The organism is Vibrio crassostreae 9ZC13 (assembly GCF_000272045.2).
Lineage (GTDB): Bacteria > Pseudomonadota > Gammaproteobacteria > Enterobacterales > Vibrionaceae > Vibrio > Vibrio crassostreae_C.
Genome location: NZ_AJYZ02000019.1, coordinates 175795 through 192065 on the forward strand (window position 1 = coordinate 175795; position 16271 = coordinate 192065).

Annotated in this window: 16 protein-coding genes; 7 read left to right on the plus strand and 9 right to left on the minus strand. The window is 43.6% G+C overall.

Annotated elements, in window-relative coordinates; genetic code table 11:
- Positions 1–96: 96 nt before the first annotated feature.
- The 3 genes from A136_RS02285 to A136_RS02295 all read right to left on the minus strand — a co-directional run bounded on the left by A136_RS02285 (position 97) and on the right by A136_RS02295 (position 3028).
- On the minus strand, positions 97–1467 hold the full coding sequence (locus A136_RS02285; protein WP_017064319.1) for a YjiH family protein: 1371 nt from the start codon (positions 1465–1467) through the stop codon (positions 97–99).
- Positions 1468–1695: 228 nt separating this feature from the next.
- Positions 1696–2370 carry a YoaK family protein gene (locus A136_RS02290; RefSeq protein WP_017064320.1) on the minus strand — a complete coding sequence of 225 codons (675 nt, stop codon included), beginning with the start codon at positions 2368–2370 and terminating at the stop codon, positions 1696–1698.
- Between the two features lie 175 nt (positions 2371–2545).
- On the minus strand, positions 2546–3028 hold the full coding sequence (locus A136_RS02295) for a GFA family protein (RefSeq protein ID WP_198929242.1): 483 nt from the start codon (positions 3026–3028) through the stop codon (positions 2546–2548).
- 32 nt (positions 3029–3060) lie between these two features.
- Here A136_RS02295 and A136_RS02300 point away from each other — a divergent pair, with 32 nt between their 5' ends.
- The 3 genes from A136_RS02300 to A136_RS02310 all read left to right on the plus strand — a co-directional run bounded on the left by A136_RS02300 (position 3061) and on the right by A136_RS02310 (position 5726).
- A complete protein-coding gene (locus tag A136_RS02300; protein ID WP_017064322.1) occupies positions 3061–3714 on the plus strand; it encodes a hypothetical protein in 654 nt (217 codons plus the stop codon).
- A 124-nt stretch (positions 3715–3838) separates the two neighbouring features.
- Entirely contained in the window at positions 3839–4138 is a 300-nt protein-coding gene (locus tag A136_RS02305) for an isoamylase early set domain-containing protein (protein ID WP_009845720.1), read from the plus strand.
- 277 nt (positions 4139–4415) lie between these two features.
- Positions 4416–5726 (plus strand): peptidoglycan DD-metalloendopeptidase family protein, encoded by a 1311-nt coding sequence (locus tag A136_RS02310; protein WP_029235206.1) that lies wholly within the window; start codon positions 4416–4418, stop codon positions 5724–5726.
- A 106-nt stretch (positions 5727–5832) separates the two neighbouring features.
- On the opposite strand, the gene A136_RS02315 is transcribed toward A136_RS02310, so the two are convergent.
- Together A136_RS02315 and A136_RS02320 are read right to left on the minus strand one after the other, a co-directional pair.
- Complete coding sequence (locus A136_RS02315) at positions 5833–7677, minus strand: putative bifunctional diguanylate cyclase/phosphodiesterase (protein WP_017064324.1); 1845 nt, start codon at positions 7675–7677, stop codon at positions 5833–5835.
- 142 nt (positions 7678–7819) lie between these two features.
- Positions 7820–8716: a LysR family transcriptional regulator gene (locus A136_RS02320; RefSeq protein WP_017062741.1), complete on the minus strand. Its 897-nt coding sequence runs from the start codon at positions 8714–8716 to the stop codon at positions 7820–7822.
- A gap of 108 nt (positions 8717–8824) precedes the next feature.
- Between A136_RS02320 and A136_RS02325 the strand changes: the two genes are divergently transcribed.
- From A136_RS02325 to A136_RS23085, 3 genes are all read left to right on the plus strand, one after another.
- Entirely contained in the window at positions 8825–10030 is a 1206-nt protein-coding gene (locus A136_RS02325; RefSeq protein WP_017064325.1) for a multidrug effflux MFS transporter, read from the plus strand.
- Between the two features lie 100 nt (positions 10031–10130).
- Positions 10131–10481 (plus strand): hypothetical protein, encoded by a 351-nt coding sequence (locus tag A136_RS02330; protein ID WP_017064326.1) that lies wholly within the window; start codon positions 10131–10133, stop codon positions 10479–10481.
- A 285-nt stretch (positions 10482–10766) separates the two neighbouring features.
- The gene (locus A136_RS23085) at positions 10767–10901 is read left to right on the plus strand and encodes a hypothetical protein (RefSeq protein WP_017064327.1); all 135 of its coding nucleotides are present in this window, start codon (positions 10767–10769) and stop codon (positions 10899–10901) included.
- Positions 10902–11054: 153 nt separating this feature from the next.
- Here the strand turns inward: A136_RS23085 and A136_RS02335 are convergent, their stop codons facing one another.
- The 3 genes from A136_RS02335 to A136_RS02345 form a co-directional block, all read right to left on the minus strand.
- Complete coding sequence (locus tag A136_RS02335) at positions 11055–11672, minus strand: glutaredoxin domain-containing protein (RefSeq protein ID WP_017064328.1); 618 nt, start codon at positions 11670–11672, stop codon at positions 11055–11057.
- A 68-nt stretch (positions 11673–11740) separates the two neighbouring features.
- Positions 11741–12631 (minus strand): DMT family transporter, encoded by an 891-nt coding sequence (locus A136_RS02340; protein WP_017064329.1) that lies wholly within the window; start codon positions 12629–12631, stop codon positions 11741–11743.
- 154 nt (positions 12632–12785) lie between these two features.
- Complete coding sequence (locus A136_RS02345; RefSeq protein WP_017064330.1) at positions 12786–13760, minus strand: porin; 975 nt, start codon at positions 13758–13760, stop codon at positions 12786–12788.
- 376 nt (positions 13761–14136) lie between these two features.
- Between A136_RS02345 and A136_RS02350 the strand changes: the two genes are divergently transcribed.
- Positions 14137–15153 (plus strand): succinylglutamate desuccinylase/aspartoacylase family protein, encoded by a 1017-nt coding sequence (locus tag A136_RS02350; RefSeq protein ID WP_017064331.1) that lies wholly within the window; start codon positions 14137–14139, stop codon positions 15151–15153.
- 314 nt (positions 15154–15467) lie between these two features.
- Here A136_RS02350 and A136_RS02355 read toward each other — a convergent pair whose 3' ends face one another.
- Positions 15468–16187 (minus strand): DsbA family protein, encoded by a 720-nt coding sequence (locus A136_RS02355; RefSeq protein ID WP_017064332.1) that lies wholly within the window; start codon positions 16185–16187, stop codon positions 15468–15470.
- Between the last annotated feature and the right edge of the window lie 84 nt (positions 16188–16271).

The window sequence follows — 16271 nt, forward strand, 5'->3', positions numbered from 1 at the left end:
AATAATACTGTGTATATATTTTCGCAAATAAAAAGCCCCACAAAAGTGAGGCTTTATAAACTGAATCTTTATTGAGTTACATAAGTAGTATCTAATTTAGAATATTAGATGCGCTACACCAGCGATAACTGGAAGCGTAATTAACGTACGTAGAATAAAGATAATAAACAGTTCTAAGATGTTCACTGGAATCTTACTGCCTAGAAGTAGAGCGCCCACCTCAGACATGTAGATCAGCTGAGTTACCGACATTGCTGCAATAACAAAGCGAGTCATTTCGTTGTCGATAGAAGCCGCAAGGATTGCTGGGATAAACATGTCCGCAAAACCAACAACAATCGTTTCAGATGCTGCAACCGCTTCAGGAACACCAAGTAGCTCTAGGAATGGAATGAAAGGCTGACCTAGGATTGAGAACACAGACGTGTATTCCGCAATAACCAGTGCCATTGTACCTAAACCCATAACAACAGGCAGTACGCCAAATACCATATCTACGGCGTTACGAACGCCTTCGCCAAATACAGATTTAGCCGACTTTACTTGAGATGCTTTATTCACCGCTAGCTCAAGACCCCAAGAGAACGTTGAGTGACCTGCTGGGATCGCGTCAGCGTCTTTGTGCGGCTTGCTGCCATCAATGAAAGTATCTTTCTTCATGCTTAGTGGTGGAAGGCGAGGGATGATCACCGCTGCCACAATACCCGCTAAACAGATTGCTGCGTAGAAAGGTAGGAACAGGTGCTCTAGTTCTACCTGAGCAATAACCACAAGACTGAATGTGATAGATACTGCTGAGAAAGTCGTACCAACAACCGCAGCTTCACGCTGAGTGTAGAATTTCTTCTCGTACTGTTTGCTTGTAAGCAGGATACCAACACTGCCGTCACCCAACCAAGAAGCCATACAGTCAATAGCACTGCGGCCTGGTAGGTTGAAGATTGGACGCATGATTTTACTTAGTAGCGTGCCAAACAGCTCTAGTAGACCAAAGTTAAGTAGAAGCGGAAGTAGCAAACCAGCAAAGATGAATACTGAGAATAGTGTCGGAAGCAGGCCTTCTAGAACCAGACCACCAGTATTTTCTTCCCAAATAACCTCAGGGCCAACTTGGAAGAAAGCCATAACGGCTGCAGCACCACCAATTAAACGAACCAGCAACCACAGTGGAGATGGGTTGAAAAGGCCGTTTAAAAATGAATTTGATGTAATGAATGTAGGCTTAAAAATGGTGCTTAAAACTGAAGCTACAGACATGAAAGCAACGATCGCAGTGATGATAGGAACTAGATATTCACCGAAAACCGCTTGAATTGATTTGGCTAAGATAGCTACAGGGATGGTTAGATCACCTTGATAGCTGATTGGCGCCATGAAAAGGAATAAACCAATCAATGATGGGATTAAGAAAACCCAGAAACTGCCTTTAGATTTCTCTGTTTGAGCAGTATTCGTGTTGTTAGACATGTTATTGTTCTCGAATTTCTACACGTAAAAAAGCCACATCCTTGGAATTTTTATTCACTAAACGTCCGTATTTTCTCATTGGGTGCAAGATTACCCAGTATTAATATCGCTTGCAATACTATTCATCAAATATCGCTAAATATTCATGCTGGTTATTCTGCAACGTATTAAGAGTTTAGAATAAAGTGTTGCGGATGTTACGTAGTTTGAGGTTATATTGCCAGGTATTTATAAATTGACTGGGGTTTCAGTTCGATAGGTCAAGTATAACCAGTAGCTAAACGCAATAATGAAAGCAAAAGAGGCAGGGAAAGCCAATGCCAAGATTTCGAAGCGTTGGAACAGACAAGCGCCAATTAAGCCGCCAAACAGGAAGCCAACCACAATGAAAATTAGCAGTTTGGCTTTACGGCGGTCAAAAGGCATCCCCTTTAAGCGAGCGCCAATCATGATCCCAAGATCGGTAATGATCCCGCTCATGTGTGTTGTTCGAATGATTGCCCCGCTGTAAGTGGTGATCATCGCGTTCTGCAAACCACACGCGGCTGAAGCGAAATACTGACCTGAAGTATAGCCTTGCAACAGTGTCCACAGCGCCAAAAACAGCAATCCACCCTCAATACATAGTGCAACACCGTAACGGCGTCCTAACTTCAATGCTTGGTTTTCAATAAAGAACCCGCTGAACGCCGCACCTAACATGAAGCTCATGATCACCAATAGGAGGTGAACAGAAGACGAGGTCGGTGTAAGCAGGCTACTGCCTAGCAAAGACATGGTGCCGGAGATATGGGAGATAGCTTGATGTTGGAAGCCAAGTAAGCCGATAGCATTAACACTGCCAGCAAGACCAGCTAACAAAAGGGCGCCGTATTCAACCCAGCGAGGTAACTTAGAAATCATGTGGTTCACCCTGGGTTAAATAGAGGAGCAAGATTATAACGCTAGACAAAAGATACGCTAGCGCTGTGAAGCGTTGATATTTGATCTTAGGCAACAGTATTGCAGTTTGTTTTAATACTGTTGCTATATAAAGATAACGGTCAATAACGAGATAAAGATAACGCTCATTGACGAACTAGTTGTAATGGCTCATTTGGTGGTCGAACTTAACCCAACCGTGTTTGCGTTCTTCATAAACCGAAAAGCTCGGCAGTGGGAAGTCTTGCTCTTTAAATAATCCGAGCGGGACGATATAAAAATCAGCGGCGGCAACCGACTGCAAAAGCATGGTGGTGCCACACTTGGGACAAAACTGATAGGTGACTTCATTACCTGTATCGCTGATGCGTGAAAAAGAGGTCACTTCACCGCTGAGTGTAACTTGTTCTATTGGGAACCGAGCCTGAACGCTGAACACACTTCCGGTGCGTTTCTGACACTCATAGCAATGGCAGACAGATGTACGTTGAGGTTCACCTCGGCATACTAGGTTGACTGCTCCACAGCGGCATTCGCAACTTCTGATATTTCTGTCTTTAATATGATTGATATCCATCCATGCTCCACTTCTGGTTAACCCTGTATTGATAATTATACTAAAGCCCTTTATGGTCTGCACAACTGGATGAAAACAAAAGAATATAATTGCCCATGAAAAAGAAAATCTTACCTATCCCTCTGATTCTACTGATTCCAATTGTCATGCTGGTTGTGGTGATAGTAGCGGGTATTTATCGCTTTAGCTTAAGTGATGAAGAGATCTTGGCGAAGTTTCCTTCTTCTCAAGTGAGTTATGACCCAGTCGTAGAAACCGTTTTTGATTTGAAGACGACCAATCCATGGACAATTAAAGTTCCTGAGACTAACGCCTACGCTTTTATCAATGAAGTTGATGAGCCTAGAGCCATCGCGTTTGGACGCTATGACTCAGGTGTTGAGCGCGGTGTGGTAACGGTAGACACCAATAATCTTTCAGCCGCCACGTTGGGCAAGGCGAGTTTCTTTGTCGCGCCGATGTGGATATCTAACCAAGGCAGCGGTGTTTTCTATTATCTAGGCCTGTTTAAGCATGACCAGCAACGAAGCCGTGTGGTGTTAGTCGACCAACTTTTATTGGGTGATCGTATACAAATTCAGACATTGGAGGTAGCTCAGCAGCCAGGTTCGCAATCACAGAATAAACTTACTGGGGAAGGTTTTATCGGCTTTACTCAGCATTCTGCGGAACAATCATTTGCAGAACCCCCTTCTGAAAAGGTGTTAATGAGTTTTTCTTTTGATACGCAATCAATTGGTAAGCAATAACGTTTTCGTGAATGTAAGGATCTGTTGTTTATGTGAGCCAAATTACATATTATCTTAGTTAGATGAATGAAATTTAGACACAGTTAGCTTTGTGTCCGCTTATTATTACAAATGGAGCTTGCGAATGATTAATAAACGTTTTTTTAAGACGAAAGATGAAGTTGAAGTGACCTTCGAGCTAGAAGCTCAAGAAGCGAACTCTGTATCCATCGTTGCTGACTTTCTTGATTGGAAAGCCACCCCAATGAAAAAACTGGCCAAAGGGAAGGTTTACAAGTTTAAAACTCGTCTACCTAAAGATGGCGAGTTTCAATTCCGCTACCTAGTTGATGACCAACAATGGGTGAACGATGCGAATGCTGACCGTTACATCCCAAATGAGTTTGGTGAAGACAACTGCTTAGTGTCGACGGTTAACGCATAGTCTTTGTCTTAAAATCAGCGACTAATTCGCTTCGTTTATTAATTATTCGAAACGGAATAACGTCAACCAATAGAAAGCAGAAACTAGCCGTTTCTGCTTTTTTATTTTTAAATTTAGCGGTTAATTTTATTTCTTATCTAGTGGCTCTTCATCTACGGCAACTCAATGACTTAGGCTAAGTTGGGAAGATTCACATCATATTATGACAATGCATTGATGATTTATGCGTTTGAAAAGCATATCCTATGCCTTTATATCGTAGAAAGACCTGTTTACCGTGTATTCAAAAATATTTCCCTCTCCGTTTGCTGAGCTTTCACCTGTAAAAAAAGTAGCTATTTTGGGACTGCCACTTATTGCTGCGATTGGTGTTGCTTTGCAATCGTCACAATCGGATCTGACGAAAACGATCGATCTTGATTTGCCCGACTCAACCGTTATTGAGTCAATTCTGTCACCATCTTCTGTTACCGTTATTGAGCCGCCGACATTTGAGTATCAAATTCAATCTGGCGATAACTTGAGTAGCATCTTCACTCAGCTTGGATTTTCTTACAAATCGATGATGAGCGTGATGGAAACTGATTTGAACTTCCTTGCTTTAGATACGCTTCGTCCGGGTAATACATTACGCTTTTGGCGTGATGAAGCGACCGGCGACCTTTCTAAAATGGAACTTCAATTTAGCGTCGCGGACAAAGTGGTTTACCGACTGCTTGATGACGGCAGCTACGAATTCGAAGACATCTCTATTCCTGGTGAATGGAAGCAAAAACCTTTAGTGGGTGATATTCATGGCAGCTTCTCAATGTCGGCGAACAAGGTTGGCCTGAGCAGTCTTGAGATTGACCATATTGTGACTCTTCTTAAAGATAAGCTGAACTTTAGCCGAGACCTACGTGCTGGCGATCAGTTTGAAGTGCTTCAAAAAGCGCAATATGTTGATGGTGTTGCAACCGGAAAACGTGAAATTGAAGCAATTAAGATCATGAATCGTAACCGCGTTGTGTCAGCATACTTACACACTGACGGACAATATTACGATGCTAATGGCGATAGCTTACAACGTGCTTTCCAACGTTACCCAGTGAGCAGTAGCTGGCGCCAAAGTTCTCAGTTTAACCCTAAGCGCTTACACCCTGTGACTGGCCGCATTTCACCGCACAACGGTACAGATTTCGCGACGCCAGTTGGTACGCCGGTTCAAGCAACGGGTGATGGCAAAGTGATTATGACGCGTAAGCATCCATATGCGGGTAACTACGTGGTCATTCAGCACGGCAGCACTTACAAAACGCGTTATCTACATTTGAGTAAGATCCTCGTTCGTAAAGGACAAACGGTATCTCGTGGACAGCGTATTGGTTTGTCTGGCAAAACTGGCCGAGTGACAGGTGCACACTTGCACTACGAACTGATTGAACGTGGTCGTCCTGTGAATGCAATGACAGCAAATATCCCGATGGCAGATTCTGTGCCTAAAAAGGAAAAAGCGACGTTTGTAGCAGCAAGAGATGAAGCCGACAAGCTATTGAAGGCAGCGTTAGAAACGCGCAATCTAGCAATGGTTAATAATGCTAGTAAGTAGCTAGCCATTAAACTGTTTTAAAGCCGCAAGAGCATCACAAAGCACAGTCAGTGTTAAGTGATGCTCTTGCGGCTTTTTAGTTCTCAATAGAAGGTTCGGTAAGGGTTTAAACTAAAGGCTCTGAGTGCGCGACATAGCTAACGATAGCTTCAGGTCGCATTGGAGGTGAGTAGAGGTAACCTTGGATCTTGTCACATCCCATCGCGTGCAGCTTTTCTAATTGCTCATGCTTCTCAACACCTTCCGCAACCAAAGATACATCGAGTCTATGGGCCAGTTGAACAATCAGCCATACTACGCTCTCTGAGGTCGAACTAGTTAACAAGTCTCGAATAAAGGTCGCATCAATTTTAATGCAATCGATAGGGTAGCTGTGGATGTAGTTCAAACTGGAGTAGCCTGTACCAAAGTCGTCGAGTGCAATCGTGAAGCCTTGTCCTCTCAGAAAGTTAAGCGCGGATTTTGTCTCTTGTGTTGGCGATAACAGAACGGTTTCGGTTAACTCGATAACAAACTCATTCGCCTTAAAATGGTGCTGTTCAATGGTTCGAGTCAGGTAGGATATATAACGTTTCGAATCAGTAAGCTCGTGCGCAGAGCAGTTGATTCCAAGTTTAACCTTGTAGCCCAAGCCTTGCTCTAGTGTGGTTTTAGCGCGGCACACCAATTCAATAATGCGTTCACCTAATTCGACAATCAGCCCTGACTCTTCTGCCACTTGAATAAACTCTACGGGTGAGATGTCTCCATGTCTGGCGGTTTTCCAGCGAGTCAGTACCTCGAAATATTCCCATTGCGTTTCACCTTGACCCACAATCGGCTGTACCACTACGTACATTCCATTGCTGTCGGGGATATAGCTTTGTGAAATTGGGTTTTCCAGCTCACTTCGTAGCGCTGCGACTAGCTCGGTTTTTCTTTGGTAACGAACTCTTAAGTGAGTGTCATAACATTGAATATGAGTATCTTGGCTGTGTTTACACTCTTTAAGCGCCAAGCTGGTATTGAAGATGATTTGCTCAACGTCTTTGTTGTCTCCATCCGAACTGGCAATACCGATGCTGACGTCGAAATCTATCTTGATATCAACGCTACTGTAGCCCTGCTTAATTTTGGCCAGTATTTGTTCGCACACGGCTATCGGATCAGAATGGTAGGTGATGAAGGCGAACTCGTTGCCAGCAGTCCGGAAAGTCAGGTTGCTTTCGGGTAAGGTTCTCCGCAAGGTTTCTGCGACAAATTGAAGTACCTTGTCGCCAATATAATTGCCGTGCATGTCATTAATGGCTTTGAAGCTATTGATATCGAGTAAAGCCAATGTAAACGGAGTGACGCTCTGTTGAGTAATCGACTCTAAGGTATCTGATAAACAGCTTCGGTTGAGTAACCCGGTTAGGCTGTCGTGTGACACCTCATAACTAAGCTGATTTACAAGTTGTTCGGAACGATCGTTAAACCACATTTCACGCAAGGTGTGGATGATGATGTCGGCGAACAATTGATGGTGCTTTACCACGTCTTGTTGCTGATCAGGGCTAAGAGGCGAGGTGAACGTTGAAAACAGCACGCCCATCACTTCGCCACTTTGAGTTTGAGTCGGGATCGCGATGGAGTTTTGTGAGGTGATTTCCTGCCTAAATGCCGATGTTGGCAATGACTGGACGATGTACTGAGAAAATGAGCAATCTGGGTGTCTTTGATTGAAGGCTTGTTGGTAGATGTGACCATGGCGCGCATTGATTTTGTCATGTAATACATGATCAGAATGGGCGATCACCAAAGGAACGGTTTGGTCAGGGAAGTACTTCTTCTCAATGATGCTAGTGTATTGAGTATCAAAGGTCTGATGTAAAGTAAGCACAGCTGACTCTAAAAGGTCGATACCTTCCAATTTCAGCAAACGGCCAATGCGCTCTGTGTCTATCATGCTATTGTGCGTATGTTGAGTCATAGCCACCACCCCTAGTTAACCAGATTCACTGTGTAAGCGGTATACGTATTATCTTGTATATGTGCGAACTTGTATAATCTATATACGTCAAGTTTATTATTGACCGTGTTGTATAACTTTTCAAATTAAAATGTGACTTATTTCACAGAGCTTGCGTGCTACGCTCTTTGTCTAGCCTGTCTTTCAGATGGTCCAAAAAGAGCTTGGTTCGCGTGTGCGAGTAATCAAGCTTAGGGTAGTACGCGTAAACCATCACTTCGTCGGCGGTAATATTTGGCAATACTGGAACTAATGTCCCTTGCTTTAGATCCTCTTTGATCATCGCTTTGATGGTTAACAGTACGCCCATTCCTCGCTTCGCAGCATGAAACAAAGCCTCTGGATTGGTGGTCGCAAAGTTACCGTTTAACGTTATTCGCTGCCCTTTGGTGAGTGTGACTTCACGGGTCGGACGCTCTCCCCAAATTAACGAGTTGTGTTGTTCTAAGTCCTGCTCGTTGGCGGGGTAACCATGTTTAGCTAAATAGCTTGGCGCTGCATAGAAGCTGGCTTTGTGTTCAAACAGCGGTGTTTTCTTGAAGCTTAAGGAGTTGAGCTGTTCCAGTTCACGACTGATCACCAGATCTAAGCCCAGTTCAGGTAATTGGCCTGGCGTGGTCGTGATCAGCTGCACCTTAATGTCTGGGTATTTTTCTAAGAAGTCGTCCATGTATTGCACCAGAAACTTAGAGCCAACCGCAATCGTAGCGCCAATCTTTAATAGGCCTGCTGGGGTTTGGTTAACCGAGCGAGTCTCATCAATAATGGACTGCCAATTGTCGAGCTGATCCTTGGCTCGCAGGTAAAAGAGCGCACCTGCTTCGGTTTGGCTAATTGATCGCGTGGTGCGCTTTAACAGTTGGGTGCCGATGCGCTCTTCTAACCAGTTCACTCTTTTACTGATCGCCGAGCTGGTGGTGTTCAGCTTTCGAGCAGCACCATTGAAGCTGCCTTCTTCGACTACTCTGACGTAGCTTTTTACGTTAAGAATCCAATCCATATTATTTCCTGTTGGGACTTAATAAAATTCCAATTTAGCTAATTATCAATTATTGGTTTTGAATGTAAACTCGTCTAATGAACAAATATCAAACGAATAGGGAATTTTTTGAGCCAATCGACCTTTAAAAAAACACCGTTACTCTTAGCAATGATGATTATTGCTACGGGGCAGGTGGGTGTGAGCATCTACTTGCCAGCATTACCGTTAATTGCTTCTGATTTAAGTGCTACTCAAGTAGATGTACAGCTTCTCGTCACGCTGTTTCTGGTGGGTTTTGGCTTGTCTCAGCTATTTTACGGACCGATGTCCGATGCGGTGGGAAGAAGACCTATTTTCTTGTTAGGTCAGGGTGTTTATTTGATTGGTACAGTCGTTTGTGTTGTGTTTTCTGACAATATGACGGCGCTAGAAGTTGGTCGCTTGCTACAAGGTTTAGGGGCGGGTAGTGCCTCGGTTCTTGGGCGAAGTGTGCTTCGTGACAGCTATGATGGTCCACAGCTTACCAAAGCGTTGTCTTATATCTCGATCACCGCGTCGATTATGCCGATCATTGCGCCGGTATTCGGTGGTTGGATTTCATTTCACCTCGGTTGGCAGGCGGTGTTCCTGTTCGTTTTATTGTATCTACTAGCGATATTCACACTGGGTTACTTTGTTCTGCATGAAACTTTGCCATACGGAAAGAGCCGCTTTGATGCGTGCCAAGTGGTGAAGAACTACGGACGCTTGTTGACCAATCGCCAAGTGTTGACCAGTGCCAGTTACAACTGGATGAGCTACATGGCGAGTTTGGTATCACTGTCGTTGTTTCCATTCTTAATGCAAGAGCAATTGGGGCTGACCGCCGCTGAGTATGGTTCATTGATGATTGTCCCTTCGGCAGGCTTACTGATCGGTAGCGTGGCTTTGAACTTGCTCAATCGTAGGTTTAGCACTCCGCAATTGATGAGCCTTGCGATTTTGATTATTTTGGCTTCGGGAACTTGGCTTCTTACTCATGAGTTATCCATCTTTAACTTGGTTTGGGCGTTTACTTGGTTGGCGATAGCACAAGGCATTTCGTTCCCATTATCAATCAGCATGTTATTAGAACCTCATAAGAAGCAAGCGGGCGCAGTATCGGCATTGTCGGGCTCTATTCAGATGTGTTTAGCGGGTTTATTGGGTGGGTATCTAGTAGAGAGTTGGGTCACGACTCATCTACAGTTAGGCGTGTTCTACCTCATTATTGGCGCAGCCATGGGCGGAGTGCTTTGGTCTTCAACCAAAATGAACAACAAAGGCGATACTGTTGAAGTGGAATATAGCTAAACACTAAATTCACTATCGTTTAACGCACCATCGTTAATACGTTGTATTTGTGCTGATGGTTTTCTACAATGCTTCGGTCCATTGAATAGGTAAAAACAAAATGCAGCAAAATGAATTTGAAGTACTGGTAAAAGCTATCTGCGCACTAGATGGCCTGCCTCAAGCGCTTGAGCTATTGAAATCCAATGAGGATACAGAAGTCGCTGAGGCTGCTGCATCACTGACTGGTCAATTTGCACTTGCTGAAGTGGAAGGCGAAAAGCGTATTTACCACGTGACGCTTCAAGAAAATGAACAAGGCGAAGAGCAAGAGTACATCGAACATGTTATGAATGAAGGCGATGACTTAATCAAATTTGCAGCTTGGTTCTTTGAAACGATGTTTGAATTGAAGCAAAAAGACACATACCAAATTGCCGGTAAAACTTACAGACAGCCAAAGCGCAACTAGGTTTCTCAGTAAAGCATTTTAGAAAGCAGCTCTATTGAGCTGCTTTTTTTATCAGTGTCTAAATCAATGTCTTGGGTTGTTATTAGGAATGGAGCATTAAGCTCAAACCAGAATTTAGGTTAACTCATTGATATACAAAAACAATGCTGATTAGCACAGAGACAAAATTAGGCTAATTGCAAATGAATGCTTAATATTGCATTAAAGTGTGATTTAGATCTTGTTTTTGGGCGTTTTAAGTGTAGAATCCGCGCTAAAGAAAGTTGATTATGTGCGGAGATAAGCATGAATTACGAACTAGGCCACGCATACCTTGGTCAAATGGCAGCAAAAAACATGATGCACGAAGCATTGTACGGCACTTCAAAGCCAAAGAAACCATCGCTCTTTAAGCGAATGATGAAGAAAATGGCTAAATAAGCATTTTCAAAAACGGAATTTTAAAAGGCCTTAAACTCGATGAAGTTTAAGGCCTTTTTCGTTTTAGCGATTGGTGAAAGTTATCGCTTTGTTTTGTTGTGGATGGACACAAAAAATACCAATTAAGCTTCTGACTAATGGCTTTTAATGAACTCAGCCAGCAGATTGATTGGATAAGTCGACCACATTATTAGGGATGCTATCTAAGCCATTCTCTTTCATCCACGCTTCTAAGTTATCGGCACCACCGATGTACTTACCATCAAGCCAGATCTGCGGGACGGTGACCGGTGTTTTCTCACCAATGTGTGCTTTTACCTCTGGAATCATACGGTACAAAGCGGCGCTATCTTTTACGACATCGTGGTATTGGTATTCAACACCCGCTTCATCCAACATTTTCTTTGCTTTAACACAGAATGGGCAGGTCGCCTTACCATAAACGATGTTGCCTTTTAAGCTGTCTCGTTTGGTCCACTCTTTGATCACGGATTGGATTAACACACCGCGATTAAGCGCTTCACCTTGGCTGACAACCTTGCCTTCAACAACAAGGATTGGGGCGTGCCAAGAGCCAAGTTTTAGAGGCTCCCACCAGTGAGACAACCAATCTTTCACTTCCAGTTCGACATCGACATCTGATAACTCATTCTCAAAAGTATCCTTAAGAATGTCTTTGGTAAGGGTACATTCCCCACATGGGATATTAACTTTAAATGGACCCCAACTGCCTGCCCAACGGTATAGTGTAATCTTGACTGGTTTCTTCATGGTTACGGCCTCGTTTGAATTCTCTTATCCATATAGAACGGACTGTCGAACTATTTATTTCACCAACCTTAAACTTTCTTCACTTTTGAAGGTTTTTTAGTTTCCCAGTGCGTTATAAATGCAACTGACGCAATAATAATAGCAGCCCCTAGCCATAAACGACCCGGTGGAACCCAACTAAATACAATCCAACCTGCTAAAACATTTAGCGGTAATTTGGCGTGGTCAAAAGGTTGCACAAACGAAGCATCAGCGACCGAGTAGGCTTTTACTATCGCCCATTGAGCGAGTGCCGTCATAACACCGATAACAATCAATATAGCCCAGATTGTACCGCTGCTTGGCGTTTGCCAATCTGGCGCAGCAAGCAGGATGTTAAATGGTGTGATTAATAGTAGAAGATAGACCACCATGGTTGAAGGACTGTCTTGCGAAGAGAGTTTTTTCACCATCAGTGAGTAGCATGCCCAGAAGAAAGCGGCACCGACTGGTAATAACGTTGCCCAGTTAAAATCTTCAGCCCACGGCTCTAGAATCACCATCGCACCCACGAAGCCTGCTAAGGTCGCGCCCCAGCGAGCAGCCCCAACTTTCTCTTTTAAGAAAAGCCCTGAACCAATGGTTGCAAACAATGGCGATGTCATGAGAAGGGCAATGCCTTGCCAAATTGGTACTGGGTAAGCCAGTGCCCATATCCAAAGTTGAATACCAATAACAGACAAGAAGACACGGAATACGTGCAATTTGAGGTTGTCGGTTTTTAGTGCGCGACGAATGCCCAGCGTTTTCAGATAAGGAAGAATAGCGAACAACGCGATGGCGTATTGAATGACGGCAACGGTGGTAGAAGTAAGTCCGAAATGAATGCTAGCAATTTGAGTTAGGCTGTTAATAACGGCAAAGGCTAGGCCTGCGGTTAGCATCCAGCTAGCGCCTTGGATCGGATGGTGTTGTGACATGATGCTTCTAATTATTTGATGTGGTACACCTATGATACGGATTTAGCACCACTTAACCAGAAAAAGCATTGATGAAGTCAGTCAGAATATTTGAATATGAAAAAAGGTTGAGCTATTGCCCAACCTTTTAGTCTGTATCTAAAGTCGATTTAGATTAGAAGTCGTAACGGATGCCCGCTTGTAGTTGGTCATCTTTATTGTCTCGCTGTTCAAACTTGTAACCAGCATATGTGCGAATGTGGCCGTTAAACTTGTACACCGCTTCAATAGCAAAGTTATTTGCTTCTTCGTCAGCCGCTTTATCGAACTCGCCGTAGTTGTATACGCCAATTAGTGATAGCTGTTTAGTTGCTTTGAAGATAGCTGAAAGCTCGTAGCCTGTGTAATCTTTATCTGCAACTGAAGCCATTGTGTATAGACCACCAACCGTAAACGCATCCATAGAAAATTGAGCTACAAGGTTGATTTGATCGTCATCGAAGTTACCATTCTTTTGAGAAACATAACCCGCACCAAGGTCAAAAGCGCCTAGGTTATACATAGCAGCAAGGCCAAAACTATCTGCATCTTTTTCATTTGCAGCGATGTAGTTAGCTTGTACCGTCAACGCGTCAAACTCGCCAGAGTAAAGGAAGTTATTCTCACGCTTATCTTTGTTGCCATCAACGGCATCAGCAGCATCTGCACCAAATGTTGCCATTGTATCTGTAATGTCAGTCAGCATTACCTGTGAAGAATCTTGCTTACCGTATGAGAACTCACCGAATTTGGTTCCTAAACCTGCGTAGTAGTAGCGATTGGTAAGAGATTCATTTTCAATTTTTACAGTATTGCCACTTCCGTCTTCGAACTCTGTTGTTGATGCGCTAGTGAACTCTGCTTCATACTTACCGAATCCATATAAACCATCAGAAAGTTCAGATTTACCTGAAATATTCACACGAGCTCGTGACTTGTCTTTGAAAGAACTGTCAGATGCGCTTTCGTTGTTGTCAGATACGTTGAAACGAGCCTCCGCACGACCGCCAATTTTAAGTTCTGTACCATCAGAGCTGTAAACTGTTGCTGCTAGAGAAGAACCTGAAACTAGTGCTGCTACCACTGCAGAAGCTAGAACTGCCTTTTTCATAATCACTTACCTTGTATTTTAAAATCCGTGAGCAATGTGCTCTCCGTTTCGATATGAAGCTAATTTAGAGCAGATAAATTAAGCTTTCATTTCCATAAAATTACATTTTCGTGAATGGGGAACTTTTTTAAGTGTTGATTTTATTGCACTTTTATTTCATGCGACTGAGTGTTCTATGAATAGTTATACAAGTTGCGTGTATTTCAAAGGTCACATTGGCAAGTTTTACCTTGGAATCACGTATGTCGATGGTGGTGAATTTTGGCTGCGCTGAGAGCTTGTTAATCTGATTAACTGCTTGTACTGGTAAGGATATCCTCTATGATGCAAAAACTTAGAAGAGAATAGATTCTGCTCAACAATATGGAGACGTTGGATGAAAACAGAGTACTTAGGCGATGTTTTACAAGGTAGGCAGGTTATTGGCTCCTTGAATGTTGAAGACCTACCCGTTGGAGAGCACCAGTTTTGGTTTCAAGTCACCAGTGATGGGCTAGGGCAACCTAAGAACATGCCGGTTTCTGTTTTCAAAGGCAGTCAAGAAGGTCCTAAGTTGATGATCACCGCCGGTATTCACGGTGATGAGCTAAACGGAGTGTTGGCTGCACAGCAAATTATCAGGGACTTAGTCGGTAAAACGCTCAAAGGCACGGTAACGATTGTACCTACTGTGAATCTGTCTGGCTTGCTGAACCATAGCCGTGATTTCATCTCTTCGGATCCGGGTTCTTGCCCTGCTAATCTTAATCGACTCTTTCCGGGTGACGCGAATGGCTTGGCTGCGGAGCGCTTTGTTGCGTCTTTGTGGGAGCGTTTGCTTAAGCATAATGCCACCTTTGCCGTTGACCTCCACACTCAAACTCGTGGCGCAGTTTATCCACTTTATGTGTTTGCTGATTACCGCATAGAACAATGTTTGGAGATGGCGAGGCTCATGCAGCCCGATTGTGTTCTGAATGACCCTGGTGACCCAGGTATTTTGGAAACGGTTTGGAATCGAAGTGGAATTCCGAGCATCACGGTGGAAGTTGGGATGGGGAAATTTACTCAGCCTGACATGATTCAACGAGCGGTAAACGGTGTTTTTAACATGCTGTCTTATTATGAAATGTTCGAGGTTGAAATAAATCATCCCGAGAAAATGCAGCTGCCGAGTATGGATTGGATAGAGGGTAATGATGTGGTTTCTATCCGCGCTGATATTGGTGGTTTCGTATTGCCGCAGGTTGAGCTTCTGCAGAGCGTAGAACAAGATGATCTGTTGGCTATTCAATATGACGCTTTTGGTAATGAGTGTCGCCGTTATCACGCGCCGTCTGCCGGACGTGTCCTTAGCTATAACGTGGATGCGTTAAGGGAGCCGGGTGCGCTTGTTTGTCGCTTGCTAAGTTAAGGCTCAGTCGGTTGGAAGTTTCCGTGTTAATGCACTGTGTCGCCATTAAAACACGCAAAAAAAAGACCGAGCAGGGCTCGGTCAAAGGACAGTTGTCTAGAGTAAGCACGTCTTGGACTCATCGAGAGAACTGCTTTTAGAGTAGCGAGGCTAGATTAAGAATCCATTGCAAGATAGTGACACTTCGACTGCTTTTCTATTTCAAAAATAATATTGAAAACATTATCTTAAACTCATCAAAAAGCCGACTGCGAGTTACGCGAGTCGGCTTTTTATTACTTCTCTTTTGAATCTTTATCTCTATCTACACTCGATTAAAAAGCGTCATCCACGATATCTTTAAGTCGGTCGTAAGGCACATACCCTGGTAAAACATTTCCGTTCATCATCATGGTTGGAGTGCCCGTTAAGCCGAGTGCACTGAACGTTTGATGGTTAGTGGTTAGAACCTGGTTTTGTTCTTGAGTTGTTTTTAGTTCCGCCTCTGTTCCCGTCTTCTTGGCAACGGCTTCTAGTGAGCTTTTCGAGTGAATACCGCTTTTCGCCATCAGCAATCTATCAACTTCAGGGAATGCTGCTGGGTTATCTTTCCATACTTTCATCGCGTATAGCGCCGCGTTGGTGTCTAGCCCTGCAACTTGTTGTTGCTTAAACGATAAGTACACGTTGATCACTTTAATGTCGCTGTTTTCAGAGGCTAATTGAACCAAGCCTTTTTCCAAGCGCTTACAGTAAGGGCAGTTGTAGTCAGTAAAGTTAACGATGACTGATTTGCCATCCGGATTGCCCGTGATTGGGTGAGCGTCATTGTTGTACAACCAATCATGGCTTTCCGCTTGAGCTTTCTTCGACTGTTCTTGACCTGCTACGTACTGCTCTAAACTGGTATGCAATCCAGAGATCGTCGATGGGTTTTCCTTCAGGAATTGATTAATTTCTTCAAGTTGTTGAGTTTGTTCTTTGTTTAATTCTGCGAAGGCATTAGTACTCATTAATGAGCCTAAAATCAGTGCGCTTATCAGATGCTTTTTCATATTGTCTTTTCTCTAATTCGTGATAATCGTGAGCGCTTATTAGGTTGCGATCACATTAATATTGTTTGTTAAACTGGCTGAGTC